Here is an 18,761-nt window from a genome sequence, read left to right on the forward strand (position 1 = left end):
GCTTCTCCTGGTGCAGATCACGGAAGATCGGGGTGCGGCCCGTGTCGTCCTCGTAACGATCCCGAGCCGGCCGGGTAACCGGTCCTGGAGCTGGAACGTCTTCTGCCGCCCCAGCGATGCTAGTCCGAGGCTAGTCCGAAGTTCTTGGTCAGGAGGCACGGGCGGCGCGGACGCGGCTCACATCGCGGCGCCACGATGGGGCACGTGCTACCGGCCGATCTCGGTCCCGCACCGTGGTACGGGCGGGACCAGCGCGAAACGTTTCGCGTCCGCGGTGACCTGAAGGAAGGTGTAGCAACGGTTGATCTGCCCGAAATGGGTGGCGAAGTTGACGGGGACGGGCAGCAACCCGTCCGCGTCATAGCCGCGCACCGCCCGCAGGCCCCTGATGAACGTCTCCCGGCTGGGGCATGGCCCGGCGGCCACCAGACCGCGCAGGAACATGTCCGCCGAGATCCACCCGGACAGGGCCGCCTGCTGGGCCGGCGGGGACACCTGGGGCGCGTACTCCAGCATGGCCTGCAGGAACCGCTGGTGAGCGGGAGTCTCCTGCTCGAACGGCAGGTAGTCGACGAAGCTGTAGACCCCGGCCAGCACTCCGCCGAACAATTGCAGGAGACGCTGGTCGTAGCCGGTGGGCGACAGGATGACCCGCAGATCCGCCCGGGCCGCCCGGGCGCCCAGGACCACCTGGCCGAAGGCGGCGCCGGTGACGGCGCCGACCAGGACGTCCGCGCCGCTGTCGCGCACCTTCCGGCCGATGCCCGGGATGTCGATCGGCCCGGTCGCGTCGATCCGGCCGAGCACCCGCACCCCGGCCGCGGCGAGGCTCAACGCCATCTTGTCGGCGAGGGTCACGGAGGTCGCCGAGAACCCGGACTGGGCGATGATCGCCCGGTGGCCGCCGCGCTCGGCGACGAACTCACCCCAGGTCGTGACGGACGGCCCGTCGAAGATCATATTTGAGTAGCTGAACATGTTGTCGTTATGGGTCCAGGCCGCCTCCAGCGAGGTACCGGTCACCGGTATTCGCCGGCTATTGAGATAACCGGCGGAACCACTGGCCACGGAGGTCGACTCGATGATTCCGAACACCTGGTCGTTCTCCACGAGCCCCCGGGCGGCGGCCTGGTTTCCGGCGGGATTCGAGGCGTCATCCCGCCAGACATAGACCACTTTTCGGCCATACACACCGCCCGCCTTGTCGGCCACCCCGAGCCGGGCGTCCACCCCGGCCCGGAAGGAGCGGAACAGTGACGCCGCGTTTCCGGTGTCCGGATAGAGCAGGCCGAATCTGATCGCGTCCGGAGCGACGCCCGGCGCCGCGCAGGCCGGGGACGCGGTCGGCCCGTCGGTGGAGACCCGGCAGCCGACCGCTCCCAAGCCGATCAGGAGGCTCACGAGCCCGAGCAGCGCGGCCCGGCGGTCCGCACGACGGCGCCGAGGCCGGTGCGGCCCGACTCCCAGAGCCGTGACGCTCCCCACTCCATCAAGCCTGAACCAGAAGAACCACCCTTCGATGCCATTCCGTTGATTTTGTGAGATTCACCGAAGATCGATCGCTCCCGGTTTCAGGATCCGATCCCGCTTCGGGCTCCCCACGCGGTGCCGCGTGGGGAGCGATACCGCGTGGGGGTGGGGCCCGGTCGGCCCGGTCAGTCCGGTCGGCCCGGTCAGAACGCCGCCGCGGCGGCCCGGGCGATGGCCTGGTCAAGGGGGGCGGGACCACCGCTCACCCCGACGGCCCCCACGATCACCCCGTTCCGCCACAGCGGCAGCGCACCGGGCAGACCGGTGACGACCGGTTCCGCCGGCGACGGACGCTCCCGTCCGACGCGGCCGTCACCCGTGGCAGGTGCCTCGCCGCCGGCATGCGCCTCGCCGCCGGCATGCGCCTCGCCGCCAGCGTGTCCCTCGCCACCGGTATGACTGACCAGATGGGCCGGCGGAGCCCAGGCCCGAGCCGCGCACGCCTTGTCGACGGAGATATCCGCGGTCTCGAGCCGGGCATTGTCCATCCGGACGTGGGCAACCAGAATTCCGGCGTGGTCAACGACAGCAATGTTAACCGGTTGACCGAGGTGAACCGCATATTTCTCCCCGGCGGCGATGATCCGACGGGCGTCCTCGAGCGATACGGTCATCCGCGACTCTCCCCATAAAGCGGCGTTCCGGTGCGCTTGACCATAGGCCCTGGCTGACCGTCAGGTGGTGGAAGGCGCGCCGCGTAACCACCGTCGCGCATGGCACTCCCGAGCGGCGAACGGCAGGATAACGGCAGGATACAGGTGGACACCGGGTATCCCCGGGCCCCCGGCCGGGGAACCGGAGGGTCAGGTCGCGGCGACGAGCGGGAGGACGGCCCGGGGGCAGCGGTGGATCAACCTGCTGGAGAGATAGCCGCCGCCCAGCAGGTCCAGCAGAGCACCGGCGCCCGGATGATCCAGCCGGCCGACCCGGTGCAGGCCGCGCAGACGCAACAGACCGGGCAGGTGCGCCTCGATGGCTCGTTGGTCGGGCCGGGGAGCTCCATCGAGCCAGGTGTCGAACCGCGCGCCGGTCATGATTTCCCACACGACCGTGTCCGCGACGGCACCGGTGCCGTCGGTGACGGTCACCAGATGGGGTACCCGGATCAGATCGGCGAAGCCGCTGAGATCCGGCCGCACCCCGGCGGTGACGACGTTGTCACCGACCTCCGGCTCGCTGCCAGACCCGGGGGGGCCGCCGGGGGCGGGCGTACCGCCTGCTCCCGGCCGTCTCAGGGCATTGCGCAGATGAGAGGCGAACGCCAAGGCCAGCGCGCTGCGACCTGGCGGGCTGGCCTGAGCGTGCAGGACGATGGCGTCGACTCCCGGCGCGCGGAGCCGCTCGGCCGCCGCGCGAACCAGCCAGGCCGGCTCGACCAGGACGAAACCGACCTGCGCGCGCCGCCGCTCCTCGATGGCGTCACAGCCGCGGATGGCGTCACAGCCGCGTCCTGACGGGGTCCGCACCCTCATGGACTCGTGAATCCACTGGCAGGTGATGAGCCCGTCGGCACCGGGAAGTGAGAGGAGCGGCAGATCCTCCGAGCTGAAGATCCGTTCAGGGATCGACGTGGGCATACTGTCTCCGTCTCGCCACGCGCCCGCCCGGTCCGGCCGGGCACCGCCCCCCAGGCCACAATCGGCCGCGGTGCCCACACCGTCCACGACCCGGTGTGGGCTCCCTGCATAGGGAGCCCACACGGCGATGGAACGTACCCGCCTCGTCGAGGCTGCCGGAACCGGGAAGGCCATGACGGGCGCGACTACTGGAGCAGGTTGTCGAAGTCGCCGTCTTTGGCCCCGAGTATCAGAGCCTCGATTTCAGCTCGGGTATACACCAGAGCGGGTCCGTTTGGATGCCGAGAGTTACGGACGGCAACTTCGTCACCCGGAAGCTTCGCCATTTCGACGCAGTTTCCCTGCGAGTTGCTCCGACGACTCTTCTGCCATGTCACGCGCTGCAGTGCCGCGGCGGACATACCGCTGTAGATCTTGGTCATGTCGATCTCCTGAAGCCCCGGGAAGCCATGCCGCCACGGCCCCGACCCACGCCGTCCGCTCGCCATACCACCGACGGGCCAACCACCGACCGCCGGCCGACCGCCAGCCAAACCCACGATGGAACACCCCCCCGGAAGACCGTCCCATCATGCCAGCGTGTGCGGCTGCACGAACTTTGGCTCACGATACAGCACGGTCGGGTGCACGTGCATCAAGCGGGTGACAGATGCCCGGCCCGACGCCTCGCGCCGCCGCGGCCTCCACGCCGAACCAGTCCCGGGGCGGCCCCAGGGAAGCCCAAAGAAAGATCAAGAGAAGATCAAGGGAGCATCGACAGCTTCCGACGAAGGCGCCGAGAATGTTGATATAACTACCAAAAGCACTAAAAATCCCATCACAAGAACCATGCAGGCACCACGAATCTGCGCCCAGTCCGCCCGTGAGGCTCCGCAGAAGGACCATGGACGGGCCTCGACCCCACTAGGCGAAACGTCCGAAAAATCCGAAGAGTGACGAATCCGACCCATGCGCCAGGCACCCGTACAAGGCGGCCGCGGACCGAGCCGGGAGAAAAAGATCCCCGGTCTGGGGCGAGACGCGCGCTCACGACGGGGCACTCCGGCTCCCCGGACGACGGGAGGCCGGCCGCGCGCGACCTGACTGTGCACAAGGTCATAGCCTCGGCGTAGCGAAAACCGTGGCCCTTCCGGTCCACTCGTGGTCCCGGGGCCCGCGACATAGCTGTAAAACAACGGGGGACACCTCGACAGCACTCGACGGAGATCGTGCACCAGAACCAGCGCGGCGGCGAAGAGCGCCGGCGTGAACCCGGAGAGATCCGCGGAGGGACCGGACGGCGGAGGGACCGGACGGCGGAGGGACCGGACGGCGGAGGGGAACCCGATGGGGAGAGTGGGGGGAGGAGCGAAGAGGGGTGCAGCCGTGGAGAGTAACACTAGGAAGCACACGATCGCCGTCCGGGGGCCCGAAGTCCTCACGCCCCTGGAATCTGGCACCGTGAGAGTGGAATGTCCGGACATGTCATCGTCCACACCATTGCGCCTGCACCCGACAGCCGGGGGCACCCCTACCCCCCGTTAAACGGAGACCCGTCGTCGGCGCTCCCCGTAAGCGTGTATACAAATAATCCTCACCACGCTAAACACGCGCGTGTCACCCAGACGAGAGAACCAGCCACCCATCCGGAACCAGAAGATCGAGTATCTTACTCTTGCGTTGACCATGGCGAGGGGGCCGACCGTGACGACAGCTCAGCCGGGAAGTGGACCGACCGTACGTCGGATCCTGCTCGGCTCTCAGCTCCGTCGACTTCGCGAGGAGAAGGGCATCAGCCGGGAGACCGCCGGCTACCACATCCGCGCATCAGAGTCGAAGATCAGCCGGATGGAGCTTGGCCGCGTCAGCTTCAAAGAACGCGACGTCGCCGACCTGCTGACCTTCTATCAGGTCACGGACGATGCAGAGCGCGCCCCATTGCTGGCCCTTGTCCGGGAGGCGAACGCCGCTGGCTGGTGGCAGAACTTCAACGACGTTCTCCCGTCCTGGTTCCAGCCGTACATCGGCCTGGAGGAGGCGGCCCAGCTCATCCGGACCTACGAACTCCAGTTCATTCCGGGCCTGTTGCAGACCGAGGACTACGCCCGAGCGATCATCACGCAAGGTAGTGGTGGCCTACCAGTCGACGTCATCGAGCGCCGGGTCAGCGTGCGGCTCAACCGGCAGAAGCTGCTGTGCCGTAAGGACCCGCCACGGCTCTGGATAGTCATCGACGAGGCGGCGCTGCGTCGGCCGATCGGCGGACCGAAGGTGATGCGGGCCCAGCTCGAGCACCTCATCGCCGTGTCCGAGCTGCCGAACCTCACCCTGCAGGTGATGCCGTTCGCCTTTGGCGGCCACGCGGCGGAGGGTGGGGCCTTTACGATCCTCCGCTTCCCCGAAATGGACCTGCCGGACGTGGTCTACCTGGAGCAGCTCACCGGTTCCGCCTACCTCGACAAGCGCGAGGACGTCGACCGGTACATGGAGGTGTATAACCGGCTCAGTGTCGACAGCACGACCCCGGGTGACACTGCCGAGCTGCTACGGCGCATCATCACCGAGCTCTGAACGCGGTTCGCTCCCAGCCCGCCGACCGGCTGCCCCGCCGGCCCGCCGGCCTAACTACTCGGCCAGCCCACCGGCCCGCCGTTCTGCTGGCCTGCCGTCCTACTGCTCCGCCATCCCGCCGTTCCGCCGGCCTACTACTCCGCCAGCCCACCGATCGACTCGACCCGCCCGGTCGGGTCCGTGACCGCGCTCGCCGCCGGCCAGGTCAGCTCCAGGCTGAGACACCGATCGTCCAGCTCCACCGCGACCTCGATCCCGCCCGCGTCCTCTCCCCCGCGGCCGAGCTGCGGGGGCGGCAGGCCCTGCGGCCAGGGCAGCGAGACGAAAACACTGCCGCCGGCCGGCGTCCACAGGACCGTCACAATCGCCCGGCCGCCGGGGACGGCGGCGAGCACCTCCCGCACCTGATCGGCCACCATGGCCCGCACAGGAGCTGGCGCGAGCCGCAGATCGCCGGACAGCTGGATCTGGACGGTCATTCCCGCGGCCTCGGCGTCGGCGACGACCACGTCGAGGTCCGCCAGCGCCGACGACGGACCACCCCCGGTGATCATGCGACGGACAGCGGCCGCCCGCATCGCGCACCTGCTCCGAACGGCGGCTTCCCGCGGGTCCAACCAACCGCCCGCGACCCCGTCGAGTAACGGCAGCACCTCCCACCCCACGGTGCGCAACCACTGCGCCCGCTCCCACCTGATCATGGTGGACGCATCCACCTGGGCGGCGACCTCAGCCTCGGCGGCCAAGGCGCGGGCGGTCGTCTCCGCGGTGCCGCGCAGCAGGGGACCCAGCATCGCGGTCACGATCTGCACCCCGCACGCACCGTAGATCAGTACCCCCAGCCGCGCCAGCACCAGCGATTCGGTGCTACCGCGCAGGAACACCGCAACGATCATCATGGCAATCGCGACCAGCAGCGCACCCACCCATTCCCAGAGTGGCCGGGAGGCGGTGATGAACGCTAGGAGCAGGGGAAGCACGAGCAACGGCCAGTCCGCAATCCGGACGATGTCCGCGCCGACGGTGTTCGCTATGCCGGCGACGGCGACGGCGACGGCCAGGAACAGCAGCACGGCCGCCTCGGGACCGCTGATCGGCCGACTCCGTCCGCGCCGGACGAAGACGACGGTGAGCACGGCCACCAGCAGCCACAGCGCTCCCGCTCCGGCCATCGTCCGCACCCACCCACCCGTGCCGACCAACGGCACGAGCATGATGATCAGCCACAGCCCGGCGATCTGCCCGAGCGCCCGGCGCAGCCCGGCGGCATAGGCGTCGCGTAGCTCGGCGGCGATCGCGGCGACGTCCCGACGATCGGCGACCCGCCCGCCGGCCCTTCCGGCTCCGTGATCATCCCGATCGCCACGATCATCGCGATCATCGCTTGGATGTGGTCGCGTCACGTGCCCCGTCGTCGCGTCCGGGGCGCGCCACTGCAGTTCCACAACGGTGCCCTGCCCCGGGCGCGCGTCGATGCGGGCGGTCCCGGCAACATCCACCAGCCGTCCGACGATGGACTCGCGCAGCCCGAGCCGGGCGGAGTCGACCCGCCGCGGGTCGAAGCCGCACCCGGCGTCGGACACCGTCACGATGAGCAGGCCCGGGCCACCGCCGAGGAGCAGCGAGGCACGCCGGGTGCCGGCGTGCCGTTCCACGTTGACCAGCGCCTCGCCGACCGCTCCGACGAAGGCCTCCACGACCACCGCCGGGGGCTCACCGGGAGGTTCCCCCGCGATGGCTGGGAGACGCTGGTCGTCGAGGCTGACCTGCAGCCCCCGTCGAGTGGCGTCGCGGACGACCTCGGCCAGCCGCTCGCCGATCGGCGGACCGACCTCGTCGTCCCGGTCGAGCAGGCCGCGCACGGCGGTGAGGCTCTGCGCACATCGACGCCGGGTGAGTTCCACGTCCCGTCCCCCGCCCCAGGCGATGCCGGTCAGGGTGTTCAGCACCGTGTCGTGGATGACTCGCTCCCGTTCCCGGCGGTCGCGGGCGACGGCGAGGACGACCGCCTCGCTGCGGTGCCGGGCCGCGACGTTCGCCCAGCGCTGGTCGGCCGTGCGGGCGATCCGGCGCAGTCGACCGATCGCCAGCCCGAGTAGACCGGGAATGATCAGCAGCATGGCGGTCTGAGAGAAGACCTGGGGATTGTGGCCCCAGCCGCCTACGAGAGTGGCGCCGCACAGCGTCAGGAGCAGGACCGACGCGACGGCCGTCGGAAATGTCCAGACCGTCACGATCCCGGCGTTGATGGCGGTCAGGAAGACGAAGTTCCCGCTGTCCCCCACCGAAGCGGGCGGCAACCAGGACGAGGCCGTCAGGGCGAGGACCGCCGACATCGCGACCGTGACGGTGGTCATCGATCGACGGATCCCGCGTCGCAGGCCGACGACGCAGAAGACGAGACCGCCGATGGCCGTCAGCCCCGCGACGGCCATCGCCGCCGGCCTGTGGTCGTACCAGCGCCAGACCGCGACGTAGCACACCGTCAGCAGAACCGCGACCGCCCGCAGGGTGACGAGGACGCGCCCCATGACCTGTTCCAGCGCCTGGTAAGCCCGGCCCAGCTCGACGGAGGCTCGGCCCAGCTCGAGCGCGCCCTCCCCGAAGGCGGTCACCGTGCCCGCGGAGGCGGAGGCGGAGGCGGAGGCGACCGTGGGCACGGTGGCCGGCGCCACGGACGGGACCGCCTCGCGCACCCCGGACGAGGCCGCCTCCCGCCCGTCGGCGGTCACGCCCTGCCCGGCCCGAGGAGGTCGCCCGGACCAGGGTGGGGGCCGACTTCGCACCTCATCATCATGAGGGCTCAGCCCCCTCAACATCGAGGTTCCTGTCGACGACAAGGTTGCGACGGCACAGAGGTTGCGACGGCACAGAGGTTGCGACGGCACAGAGGTTGCGACGGCACAGAGGTTGCGACGGCATAAAGGCCGCGACGGCGTCGAGCGGCGGCCCCCCGCCGACCGGGTGGGCTGTTGGCAGGCTACCGGCCGCACCTCGCCTTGGTCGGCAAAGGACCGCCTCGCCTCTCATCCGTCGAACCTCTCATCCGTCGAAGAGGTAACGGGATGGCCCGACCTCCAGTTCAGGGGAGCAAGACACGGTCCAGGGACCGCAGACCGTGCTCAGGTCCCCAAAATTCGCCGGCCGAAGAGTCGTCGCCGCCGCCCGACGGGCCGGAGGAACGCAACGCCGCCGGGACAGCTGTGCCCTAGGCTTAACGACGTGTGGAAAGGCAGCTCTTGAATCCTCCCGCCACGCCGCCGCCCACGCCGCCGCAGCAGCCGTCACCACCGGCAGGCCCAGTGCCACCGGCAGGCCCAGTGCCACCGGCGGAGCTGTCCGCGCGGCTGACCGGGTTGTCTCCTCGCGACGCCCATCGGCTGGGCCGACGGCTCGCCGAGAGCCGGCGCACCCGCGAGCCCGCCGCGCGCCAGCGGGCCCTACAGGCCATCGCCGCCGAGGTGGACCGGGCATCGCTACGGCTGGAGCGGCGCCGGGCCAGCGTTCCGACGCTCGACTACCCCGACATCCTTCCGGTCACCCAGCGCAAGGACGAGATTCTCGCCGCGATCCGGGATCATCAGGTGGTCGTCGTCGCCGGGGAGACCGGGTCCGGCAAGACCACCCAGCTACCGAAGATCTGCCTGGAGCTCGGCCGCGGGGTCCGGGCGATGATCGGGCACACCCAGCCGCGCCGAATCGCCGCGCGTACCGTCGCCGACCGCATCGCGGAGGAACTGCGCACCCCGGCTCCCCAGATGGGCGGCGTCGTCGGCTACCAGACCCGGTTCACCGACCAGGTGCACGAGAACACGCTGGTCAAGCTCATGACGGACGGCATCCTGCTGGCCGAGATCTCCTCCGATCGCCAGCTGCGCCGCTACGACACGCTCATCATCGACGAGGCGCACGAGCGCAGCCTCAACATCGACTTTATCCTCGGCTACCTGCGGTCGCTGCTCCCCCGCCGGCCGGATCTCAAGATTGTCATCACCTCCGCGACGATCGAGACGGCCCGGTTCTCCGCCCACTTCGCGGGTGCCCCGGTCATCGAGGTGTCCGGGCGCACCTATCCGGTCGAGGTCCGCTACCGCCCGCTCGTCCCGGCGGCCAGCGGCCCAGCCGGCGGACCAGCCAGCGGACCAGCCAGCGGCCCGGCCGACGCGCGGAGGACCGGCAGGGAGAACGGCGAGGCCGAGCGCGACCAGACCCAGGCCATCAGCGAGGCGGTCGACGAGCTGTGCGCGGAGGGCCCGGGCGACATCCTGGTGTTCCTCAGCGGCGAACGGGAGATCCGCGACACCGCCGAGGCACTCACCCGCGAGCAGCGGCCGAACACCGAGATCGTGCCGCTCTACGCCCGCCTGTCCGCCGGCGAGCAGCACCGGGTGTTCCAGCCGCACACCGGACGGCGGGTGGTCCTGGCCACCAACGTCGCCGAGACCTCGCTGACCGTGCCGGGGATCCATTATGTGATCGACCCGGGCACCGCCCGGATCTCCCGCTACAGCCACCGCACCAAGGTGCAGCGGCTGCCCATCGAACCGATCTCGCAGGCCTCCGCCAACCAGCGCAAGGGGCGCTGCGGGCGGACCGCCGACGGCATCTGCATCCGCCTCTACAGCGAGGAGGACTTCGCCGGCCGGCCGGAGTTCACCGATCCGGAGATCCTGCGGACGAACCTGGCCTCGGTCATCCTGCGGATGGCCGACCTTGGCCTCGGCGAGATGGCCACGTTCGGGTTCCTCGATCCACCCGACCCCCGCCAGATCAGCGACGGCGAACTGCTCCTCGCCGAGTTGGGGGCGTTCGACGCCACCGCGTCCGATCCCCGTCACCGGATCACTCCCCTCGGCCGGCGGCTGGCGCAGATCCCGGTGGATCCCCGGCTGGCCCGCATGGTGCTCGCCGCCGACGAGCAGGGCTGCCTGCGCGAGGTGCTCGTCATCGCCGCCGCGCTCGCGATCCAGGATCCCCGGGAGCGCCCGGTCGAGCACCAGCAGGCGGCCGACGCCCGCCACGCCCGGTTCGCGGACCCGACCTCGGACTTCCTGGCGTACCTGAACCTGTGGAACTACCTGCGCGACGCCCGCGGCGAGCTGTCGGCCAACCAGTTCCGGCGGATGTGCCGCACGGAGTTCCTCAACTACCTGCGCATCCGGGAATGGCAGGACGTGCACGGCCAGCTCGCCGCGGTGGTCCGCGGCCTGGGGCTCACCCCCCGGGACGACAGCTCCGGCGCGGCCGATCCACGAACCGTGCACCGGGCCCTGCTGACCGGGCTGCTGTCGCACATCGGTCGTTACGACCCGGAGCGCCGGGAGTACGCCGGCGCCCGCGGCGGCCGCTTCGCGCTCTGGCCGGGCTCCGTCCTGGCCCGGCGGTCGAACCGTGCCGAGCGCACCGGGCCGACAGCCACGTCGGCGAACCCGGCAGCCGCGCTGGCGGACCCGGGGGACCCGGCGGGCGAGGACGCGCCGAAGCGGCCGTCCGGACCACCCGCCTGGGTGATGGCCGCCGAGCTGGTGGAGACCTCCCGGCTGTGGGGCCGCACCGCCGCGCGGATCGACCCGGACTGGATCGAGCCGCTCGCCGCCCACCTGGTGCATCGCACGTACAGCGAACCGCGCTGGTCGCGCCGGCAGGGCGCGGTGCTCGCCGACGAGAAGGTGACTCTGTACGGGGTGACGATCGTCGCCTCCCGGCCGGTCCAGTACAGCCGGATCGACCCGGTCCTGTGCCGGGAGCTGTTTCTCCGGCACGCACTGGTCGAGGGTGACTGGCAGACCCGCCACACTTTCTTCCACGCCAACCGGGAGCTGCTCGCCGACGTCGAGGAGCTGGAGCACCGGGCCCGGCGGCGCGACATCGTCGTCGACGACGAGACGCTGTTCCATTTCTACGACGAGCGCGTCCCCGCGGACATCGTGTCCGCCCGGCACTTCGACGCCTGGTGGCGCAAGGCGCGCCGGACGACCCCGGACCTGCTCGACTTCCCGCGCTCGATGCTCGTCACCGCGGACGCCACGGGAATCACCGAGGCCGACTACCCCGACGTCTGGCAGGCGGGCGACCTCGCGCTGCCGCTGAGCTACCAGTTCGAACCGGGCTCGGCGGCCGACGGGGTCACCGTGCACATCCCGCTGGCCGTGCTGAACCAGGTCGGCGCCGAGGGCTTTGAATGGCAGGTGCCGGGGCTGCGCGAGGAGCTCGTCACCGCCCTCATCCGGGCGCTGCCGAAGGCGGTGCGGCGCAGCTTCGTCCCGGCGCCGAACTACGCCAAGGCGGTCCTGGCGAACATCACGCCACGCCAGGCGCCCCTGCTCACCGCGGTGGAACACGAGCTGCGCCGGATGGGCGGGCCGGAGATCCCGCGCGATTCCTGGTCGCTGGCGGGTGTGCCGGATCACCTGCGGTTCACCTTCCGGGTGGAGGACGCCGGCGGGCGGGTACTGGCCGAGGGCAAGGACCTCGACGCCATCAAGGAGCGGCTGCGCCCGAGGACCCGGGAGGCCGTCGCTGCCGCGGCGGACGGCCTCGAGCGGGCCGGCCTGCGGGCGTGGGGGGACCTCGGCACCCTGCCGAAGGTCGTCGAGCTGCGCCGCGGCGGCAACGTGGCGGGCGGCCACGTGGTGAAGGCGTTCCCGGCGCTGGTCGACGAGGGCGGTTCGGTCGCGGTGCGAGCCGCCGACACCGAGGCCGAACAGCGCCAGCTGATGTGGGCCGGCACCCGGCGCCTGGTGCTGCTGGGCGTCCCCTCCCCGGTGCGCGGCCTCAACGCCCGGCTGTCGAACGCCGCGAAGCTGGCCCTGAGCCACAACCCGCACCGCGACGCCGCCGACCTGCTGGACGACTGTGTGCGGGCCGCCGCCGACCGGTTGATCGCCGCGGCCGGCGGGCCCGCCTGGGACGAAGCGGGCTTCACCGCGCTGCTCGCCGCGGTACGCGCGGGACTGCCCGAGGCCGCCTTCGAGGTGGTCCGCGAGGTTCAGCAGGTGCTCGGCCTCGCCCACGCGGTCGATCTGGCGCTGCGCGAGCTGCGTGCCCCGGCGGTGGCGGCGTCGGTGGCCGACGCGCGTGACCAGCTCATCTCGTTGATCTACCGGGGATTCGTCACCGACACCGGGGCCGACCGGCTGGCGGACCTCGTCCGCTACCTGACCGCGCTGGAACGGCGACTGGAGCGGCTGCCCCGCGATCCCGGGCGGGACAGGCTCAACACCGCGACCGTCGGGCGCGTCCAGGACGCCTATCGGGAGCTGCTCGCCACCGTCCCCGCCGGCCGGGAGCCGGCGCCCGAGATCCGGCGCCTCCGCTGGATGATCGAGGAGCTGCGGGTGAGCCTGTTCGCGCAGAGCCTGCGCACCCCGTACCCGGTTTCCGAGGAACGCGTCTACCGGGCGATCGACGCCATCCTCGGTTAATCCGTTTCGGTGACTATGCCATGCTGGGACGGTGACCGGCGGGGGCGATGGGCACGGCGCTCCCGACTGTTTCGTGTCGTACGCGGACGACGGGCGGGCCTGGGCCGAATGGATCGCCGGGACGTTGGAGGATGCCGGCTACCAGGTCCTGCTTGAGTCCTGGGCGCCGGCGGGGACGCATCGGGTGGGGTGGCTGGACCGGGCGGTGAGCCAGGCCCGGCACACGATCGCGGTGGTCTCCGACGGCTACCTGCGCTCCTCGCCCGCGGTCGCCGAATGGGCGGCGGCGTGGTCGGCCGACCCGACCGGAGGCGAACGCCGGCTGCTGGTGACCAGGGTGGCGGACCGGCCGCTGCCCGGTCTGCTAGGCCAACTCGTCCCGGTCGACCTGTTCGACCGCAGCGAGATCGCCGTCCGGGCCAGCCTGCTCGCGGCCCTGCGCGGCGACCGGCCACAACCGGAACAGCCGCCGGGCTTCCCGGGCCGGCGGGGGATCTTCCCGCCGGAGCTGCCGGCGGTGTGGAACGTGCCGGATCAGCCGGCCCGGTTCGTCGGCCGGACGGCCGCGCTCGCCCGGCTCGACGAGGCGCTGTCCCGCTCGCCGCTGGTCACCGTGACGGGAATCGCGGGGATCGGGAAGACCAGCCTGGTCACCGAGTACGTCCGCCAGCACCGGGCGGATCTCGACGCCGTGTGGTGGGTGCCGGCGGAACGCCCCGAGCTGATCGGCGAGCGGGTGCGCGAGCTCGCCCCGGCGGTGGGCCTGCCCGGCCACGCGGAACCGGCCGCCGTGATCGCGAACCTCGGCCGGGCCGACGGCCGCTGGCTGATCGTCCTCGACGACGCCGCCGACGCCGACACGCTGCCGGACTGGCTGCGGCCCACCGAACCCGGCCGGCTGCTACTGACCTCCCGCAACCCCGGCTGGGACCATCTCGGCCCGGTCGTGCCGGTCGGACCGATGGACCGGGCCGAGTCCGTCACCCTGCTCGCCGGCCGGCTGCCCGCCGTCGAACGGACGGTCGCCGACCGGATCGCCGAGCGGCTCGGGGACCACCCGCTCGCCCTCGACCAGGCCGCCCACCGCATCAGCACCGGCCGCACCCCCGCCGAGACCTACCTTCAGGTGTTAATCGACCGGCCGGAGGTCCTCCTGGCGCAGGGGGAGGTGAGCGGGCGGCCCGGGGCCACCGCCGCCACCCTCTGGGACGAGCCGATCCGCCGGCTCGACGCCGAGGCACCGGCCGCCGGCCACCTGCTGCGGATCGTCGCGCACGGCGACAACGAACCGATCCCGATCCGGCTGTTCACCGCCGAGCCGGACGTGATCCCCGATTCCGGGCTGCGGGCGGCGGCCGGCGACCCGCTCGCCCTCGCCGACACCGTCGGCGTCCTGGAGCGGTACGGCCTGGCCCACCGCGACGCGGACACCGTGACGATGCACCGGCTGGTGCGGGCCGCCGTGCACACCCACACCGGCCCCGACCAGGCCGACGAGATCGTCGCGACCATGGCCCGGATGCTGCGCGCGTCGCTGCCCGACGCCGTCACGGCCAACCCGGAAGCCTGGCCCGCCTGGCGGGAGCTGCTCCCGCACACGCTCGCCGTGCTCGACGCCACCGCCACCGACTCCACCGACGCCGACTCCACCGACGCCGACGGGCCGGAGGCCGACGGGCCGGAGGCCGACGGTCCGGAGGCCGCCTGGCTGGCGGAACGCTCGGCGGCCTACCTGCTCGGGCAGGGCCGAGCCGATCAGGCCCTCCCCCTCGCGGCCCGCGCCCTGGCCGCCCGCGAGCGGCTCGACGGCCCGGTGCACGTCGACACCCTGGCCTGCCGGGAGACCCTCGCGCGGGTCGCCCTCGGCGCCGGACGGATCGACGCCGCCGGCCGCCTGGCCGAACACACCGTCGCCGACCGCGAACGCATCCTCGGCCCCGAGCACCCCGACACCCTGGTCAGCCGGGACACCCTAGCCCAGCTATTCCAGAAGGTCGGCCAGACCGACCGCGCGGTCGAGATGTTCCAGCGCACCCTCGCCACCCGGGAACGCATCCTCGGCCCCGAGCACCCCGACACCCTGGAAGGCCGGCACAGCCTCGGCCGCGCCTACGACGCCGCCGGCCGCGACGACGAGGCGGCCCGGCTGCTGCGGGACACCCTCGCCGACCAGCGGCGGATCCTCGGCCCGGAGCACCCCGCCACCCTCGACACCCGCCACAGCCTCGCCGTCGCCTACCGCCGGATCGGCGCGGTGGGCGACGCCGTGCCGCTGTTCGAGCAGACCCTCGCCGCTCGCGAACGGGTCCTCGGCCCCGAGCATCCCGCCGCCCTCGGCACCCGCCACCAGCTCGCCGTCACCCATCACCAGGCCGGACGGCTCGACGACGCCACGCGCGAGTTCGGCCGCGCGCTGACCGGCCGCGAGCGCACCCTCGGCCCCGACCACCCCGACACCCTCGAAACGGTCGACGGACTCGCCCGCGCCCACCTGTACGCCGGACGGCTCGACGACGCCGCACGCGAGTTCGGCCGCGCGCTGACCGGCCGGGAACGCGCCCTCGGCCCCGACCACCCCGAGACCACCGAGACCCGCGAGAGCCTCGCCACCGCCCACCTCAGGCTGGGCCGGCCCGGCGAGGCCGTCCCCCATCTCGAACGCGCCCTCGACCGCCACGAGCACGTCCTCGGCCGCGCGCACCCTTACACTGTCGAGGCCCGGAACGCCCTCGCGACGACCTACCGGCGCACCGGGCAGCTTGAGGCGGCCGTGCCGCTGCTCGAACGGCTGCTCGCCGACCGGAGCCGGGCGCACGGCGTCGGCGACGCGCGCACCCTGCGCACCGCCGACGGGCTCGCCGAGGTCTACCGGACCACCGGCCGGCTTCCGCAGGCCGTCGGCCTGAACGAACGTGTCCTCGCCGTCCGCGAGCGGCTCCTCGGCCCCGGCCACCCCGACACCCGCGCCACCCGGGGCGCCCTCGCCGACACCTACCGCCAGGCCGGCCGGCCCGCCGACGCCGTCCCCCTCTACCGCGCCGCGCTCACCGACGCGCTGCGCGAGCACGGCCCGTTCCATCCGGACAGCACCCGGGCCCGCCGCACCCTCGCCGACACTGTCGGCGAGACCCGCCACGATCAGCCGCCGCCCCTCGAACGGCCGATCCCGGTGGAGCCGAGATTCCGCCACCGCGACCCCTGACTGGCGCCGGCACGCCGGTCACCGCGGGTCGGCCGGCCCGGCCGGCTCGTCGGGGTCACCGGGGTCGACGGGCGGAAATCGATCAAGCAGCTCCAGCTTGCGGAGCAGCGCCTCGTCCGCCGCCCCCCGCGCCGGCCGCCCGCCCTCCGCCACCGCCCGCTCGCGGTCCTCCGCCCGGCGCCGTGCCGCCTCCCGGGCGGACTCCGCATCCATCCGGTCCAGCAGCTCCTGCCTATACCGCTCGAACCACTTCCGGTTCTCCCGCCGCTCCTGTTCGGCGGCAAGCTCATTCGTCAGCTCCTGGCCATGCCGCGCCCTCCACACCCTGCTGAACGAGCCGTCCCAGTCGACCGGACGGAAGTCGAACCTGCCCGCAAACGTCGCCCCAGCCTCATCCGCCCCCGCGTCGGCGTCCGGCCCCGGCTCGGCATCGGGCGCCGGCTGCCCGGACGGTTCCCGACCGGCTGGCGACCGCGCCCCCGGTTCACGCTCGGCCGCGGGCTCACCTGACGGATCGGCGGTTTCCTCGGACATCACAGTCTTCTCCCGTCCCTGAGGCTCACCGTCATGATCCCACCATCACCGGCCCGCCGTGCCCCCCACCACGGTCCCTCCAGGGATGATCAGCGACATCTTGATGTGCCGGACCGGCCGCGGTGGTACCGGTGTTGCGATCCCTCCAGGGATGATCAGCGACCCGCTGGTAAAGCTGCAGGTCAACGCCATGATCTACGATGGTCCAGGGGCTACTTTTGCAGCGGTCCGGCGGTAGTGCAACAGCCCAGGCCAGAGCCATGATCGACAGCCATGAGCATCGAGCTCCGGCTGCCCATTGCGACGCCGAGCCACTCCGTCTCGACAAAATCCGGGATGCGGCAGACGTGGACGCTGTCAACGGCCTGAGGATCGGGTGGGACTTGGGGATCGGACGGGACTTGGGGATCGGACGGGACGAGTGGCCCGCGGGACATGAGAAGGGCCGCACGAGTGCGACCAGGTGTGACGCGGGCCTGGGCCGTGCGGCCTGCTGTTCCCATCCCGCCCTGACCATGATCTTCCGTGCGCCCCTCGCCGATCTGGCCGCGGAGCTCGCCCCCACCATGGGCCGCCGACTTCCGCCCCCCGGTCACTACCCGAGGTCCAGGACGGACGTGCCGGCGACCGCCGAGCAGACGTGCAGCACGGCCCACCGGCCGGTGAGTGCGGCATACGCCGGTTCGAACGCCTCGGTGAAGGCGGTCAGCCGGGACCGGTCGACGAGGGCCACCGCACAGCCCGCGAAACCACCGCCGGTCATCCGGGCGCCGAAGCACCCCGGAGCCGCCGAAGCCGCCTGGACCGCCGCATCGAGTTCCGGACCCGACACCTCGAAGTCCTCCCGGATCCCGCGATGCCCCGCCAGCAACAGCCGCCCGGCCGTTGGGGCGTCGCCCGCGCGCAGTGCCGCGGCGACGGCGTCGACCCGGGCGTTCTCGGCGACGACGAACCGGGCCCGGCGCAGCGCGACCGGGTCCAGACCGGTCCCGCCGGCCGCTCCGCCCGGCCGGGTTGTCCCATCCGACCGGGCGGACCTGCCGAGCCGGGCCACCGCCTCGTCCATCGACCGGGGCGTGAGGTCCCGCAGCGCGGCGACGCCCAGCGCCCGCGCCGCCCGCTCACACTCCGCCCGTCGGGTGGCGTACTCGCTGGTCACCACCTGTCGGCGCGAGCCGGTGTCGATGACCACCACGGCCAGCCCGCCCGGCAGCGGCACCGGCTCGGTCGTCAGCGTGCGGCAGTCGATCCGCAGCGCGTGGCCGGCCACGCCCGCGGCGCAGGCGAGCTGGTCGAGCAGGCCCGTCGCCGCCCCCACCCAGAGGTTCTCCGCCCGCTGGGCGAGCAGCGCGAGCTCCGTCGGCGCGGGCGTCAACCCGGCGAGATGCGCACCGGCCAGGGCGACGGCTAGCTCCAGCGCGGCCGAGGAGGACAGTCCCGCGCCGACGGGGATGTCGCTGGCCAGCGTGCCACGCCAGGGCACCGGGCCCCCTCCGGCCGGGAAGCCTGACCCGGCGGCGGCACGGGAGCCCCCCGATCCGGCGGCGGCACGGGAGGCCGACTCGGCGGCCAGCATCACCGCGATGCCTTCGACATACCGGACCCATCCGGGTGCCCGGGCGGACACCGGCGTGTCGAAGCCCGGCGGCGGCAGCGGGATCACGGCGGGCACCGCGTCCTGCTCGGACACCAGCCGGAGCTCGGGTGCCTCGTTACGGCGCAGGGCGATGCACAGCTCCCGGTCGATGGCCACCGGAAGACAGAAGCCGTCGTTGTAGTCGGTGTGCTCGCCGATGAGGTTCACCCGGGCGGGCGCGCGGACGAGGTGGGTGGGCCGCTCTCCGTAGGTCTCGACGAACGCGCGCACCGCACGCTCGGTGGCCGGATGCTCGGTGGCCGGATACTCGGCGGCTCTCATGACGCCAGTGTCGGGGAGTCGCGGGC

Annotated in this window: 10 protein-coding genes; 3 read left to right on the forward strand and 7 right to left on the reverse strand. The window is 72.2% G+C overall.

Going from position 1 to position 18,761, the window contains the following annotated elements; translation table 11 throughout:
- Positions 1-207: 207 nt before the first annotated feature.
- From FRANCCI3_RS17375 to FRANCCI3_RS17390, 4 genes are all read right to left on the reverse strand, one after another.
- The gene (locus tag FRANCCI3_RS17375; protein ID WP_011437821.1) at positions 208-1,485 is read right to left on the reverse strand and encodes an ABC transporter substrate-binding protein; all 1,278 of its coding nucleotides are present in this window, start codon (positions 1,483-1,485) and stop codon (positions 208-210) included.
- A gap of 188 nt (positions 1,486-1,673) precedes the next feature.
- Positions 1,674-2,144, reverse strand: a complete 471-nt coding sequence (locus FRANCCI3_RS17380; RefSeq protein WP_011437822.1) for a GlcG/HbpS family heme-binding protein — start codon at positions 2,142-2,144, stop codon at positions 1,674-1,676.
- 189 nt (positions 2,145-2,333) lie between these two features.
- Positions 2,334-3,107, reverse strand: a complete 774-nt coding sequence (locus tag FRANCCI3_RS17385) for a hypothetical protein (RefSeq protein WP_011437823.1) — start codon at positions 3,105-3,107, stop codon at positions 2,334-2,336.
- A 185-nt stretch (positions 3,108-3,292) separates the two neighbouring features.
- Positions 3,293-3,529, reverse strand: coding sequence for a DUF397 domain-containing protein (locus FRANCCI3_RS17390; protein WP_011437824.1), 237 nt, complete (start codon positions 3,527-3,529; stop codon positions 3,293-3,295).
- 1,261 nt (positions 3,530-4,790) lie between these two features.
- Here FRANCCI3_RS17390 and FRANCCI3_RS17395 point away from each other — a divergent pair.
- A complete protein-coding gene (locus FRANCCI3_RS17395) occupies positions 4,791-5,657 on the forward strand; it encodes a helix-turn-helix domain-containing protein (RefSeq protein WP_011437825.1) in 867 nt (288 codons plus the stop codon).
- 134 nt (positions 5,658-5,791) lie between these two features.
- Here the strand turns inward: FRANCCI3_RS17395 and FRANCCI3_RS17400 are convergent, their stop codons facing one another.
- Positions 5,792-8,389 (reverse strand): ATP-binding protein, encoded by a 2,598-nt coding sequence (locus FRANCCI3_RS17400; RefSeq protein WP_108913833.1) that lies wholly within the window; start codon positions 8,387-8,389, stop codon positions 5,792-5,794.
- Between the two features lie 570 nt (positions 8,390-8,959).
- Between FRANCCI3_RS17400 and hrpA the strand changes: the two genes are divergently transcribed.
- Entirely contained in the window at positions 8,960-13,081 is a 4,122-nt protein-coding gene (gene hrpA / locus FRANCCI3_RS17405) for an ATP-dependent RNA helicase HrpA (RefSeq protein ID WP_035958893.1), read from the forward strand.
- Between the two features lie 31 nt (positions 13,082-13,112).
- Positions 13,113-16,283 (forward strand): tetratricopeptide repeat protein, encoded by a 3,171-nt coding sequence (locus FRANCCI3_RS17410; RefSeq protein WP_011437828.1) that lies wholly within the window; start codon positions 13,113-13,115, stop codon positions 16,281-16,283.
- 18 nt (positions 16,284-16,301) lie between these two features.
- Here the strand turns inward: FRANCCI3_RS17410 and FRANCCI3_RS28795 are convergent, their stop codons facing one another.
- Together FRANCCI3_RS28795 and galK are read right to left on the reverse strand one after the other, a co-directional pair.
- Positions 16,302-16,817, reverse strand: coding sequence for a hypothetical protein (locus FRANCCI3_RS28795; protein ID WP_011437829.1), 516 nt, complete (start codon positions 16,815-16,817; stop codon positions 16,302-16,304).
- Between the two features lie 595 nt (positions 16,818-17,412).
- Positions 17,413-18,735 (reverse strand): galactokinase, encoded by a 1,323-nt coding sequence (gene galK, locus FRANCCI3_RS17420; RefSeq protein WP_011437830.1) that lies wholly within the window; start codon positions 18,733-18,735, stop codon positions 17,413-17,415.
- Between the last annotated feature and the right edge of the window lie 26 nt (positions 18,736-18,761).

The organism is Frankia casuarinae, from assembly GCF_000013345.1.
Classification (GTDB): domain Bacteria; phylum Actinomycetota; class Actinomycetes; order Frankiales; family Frankiaceae; genus Frankia; species Frankia casuarinae.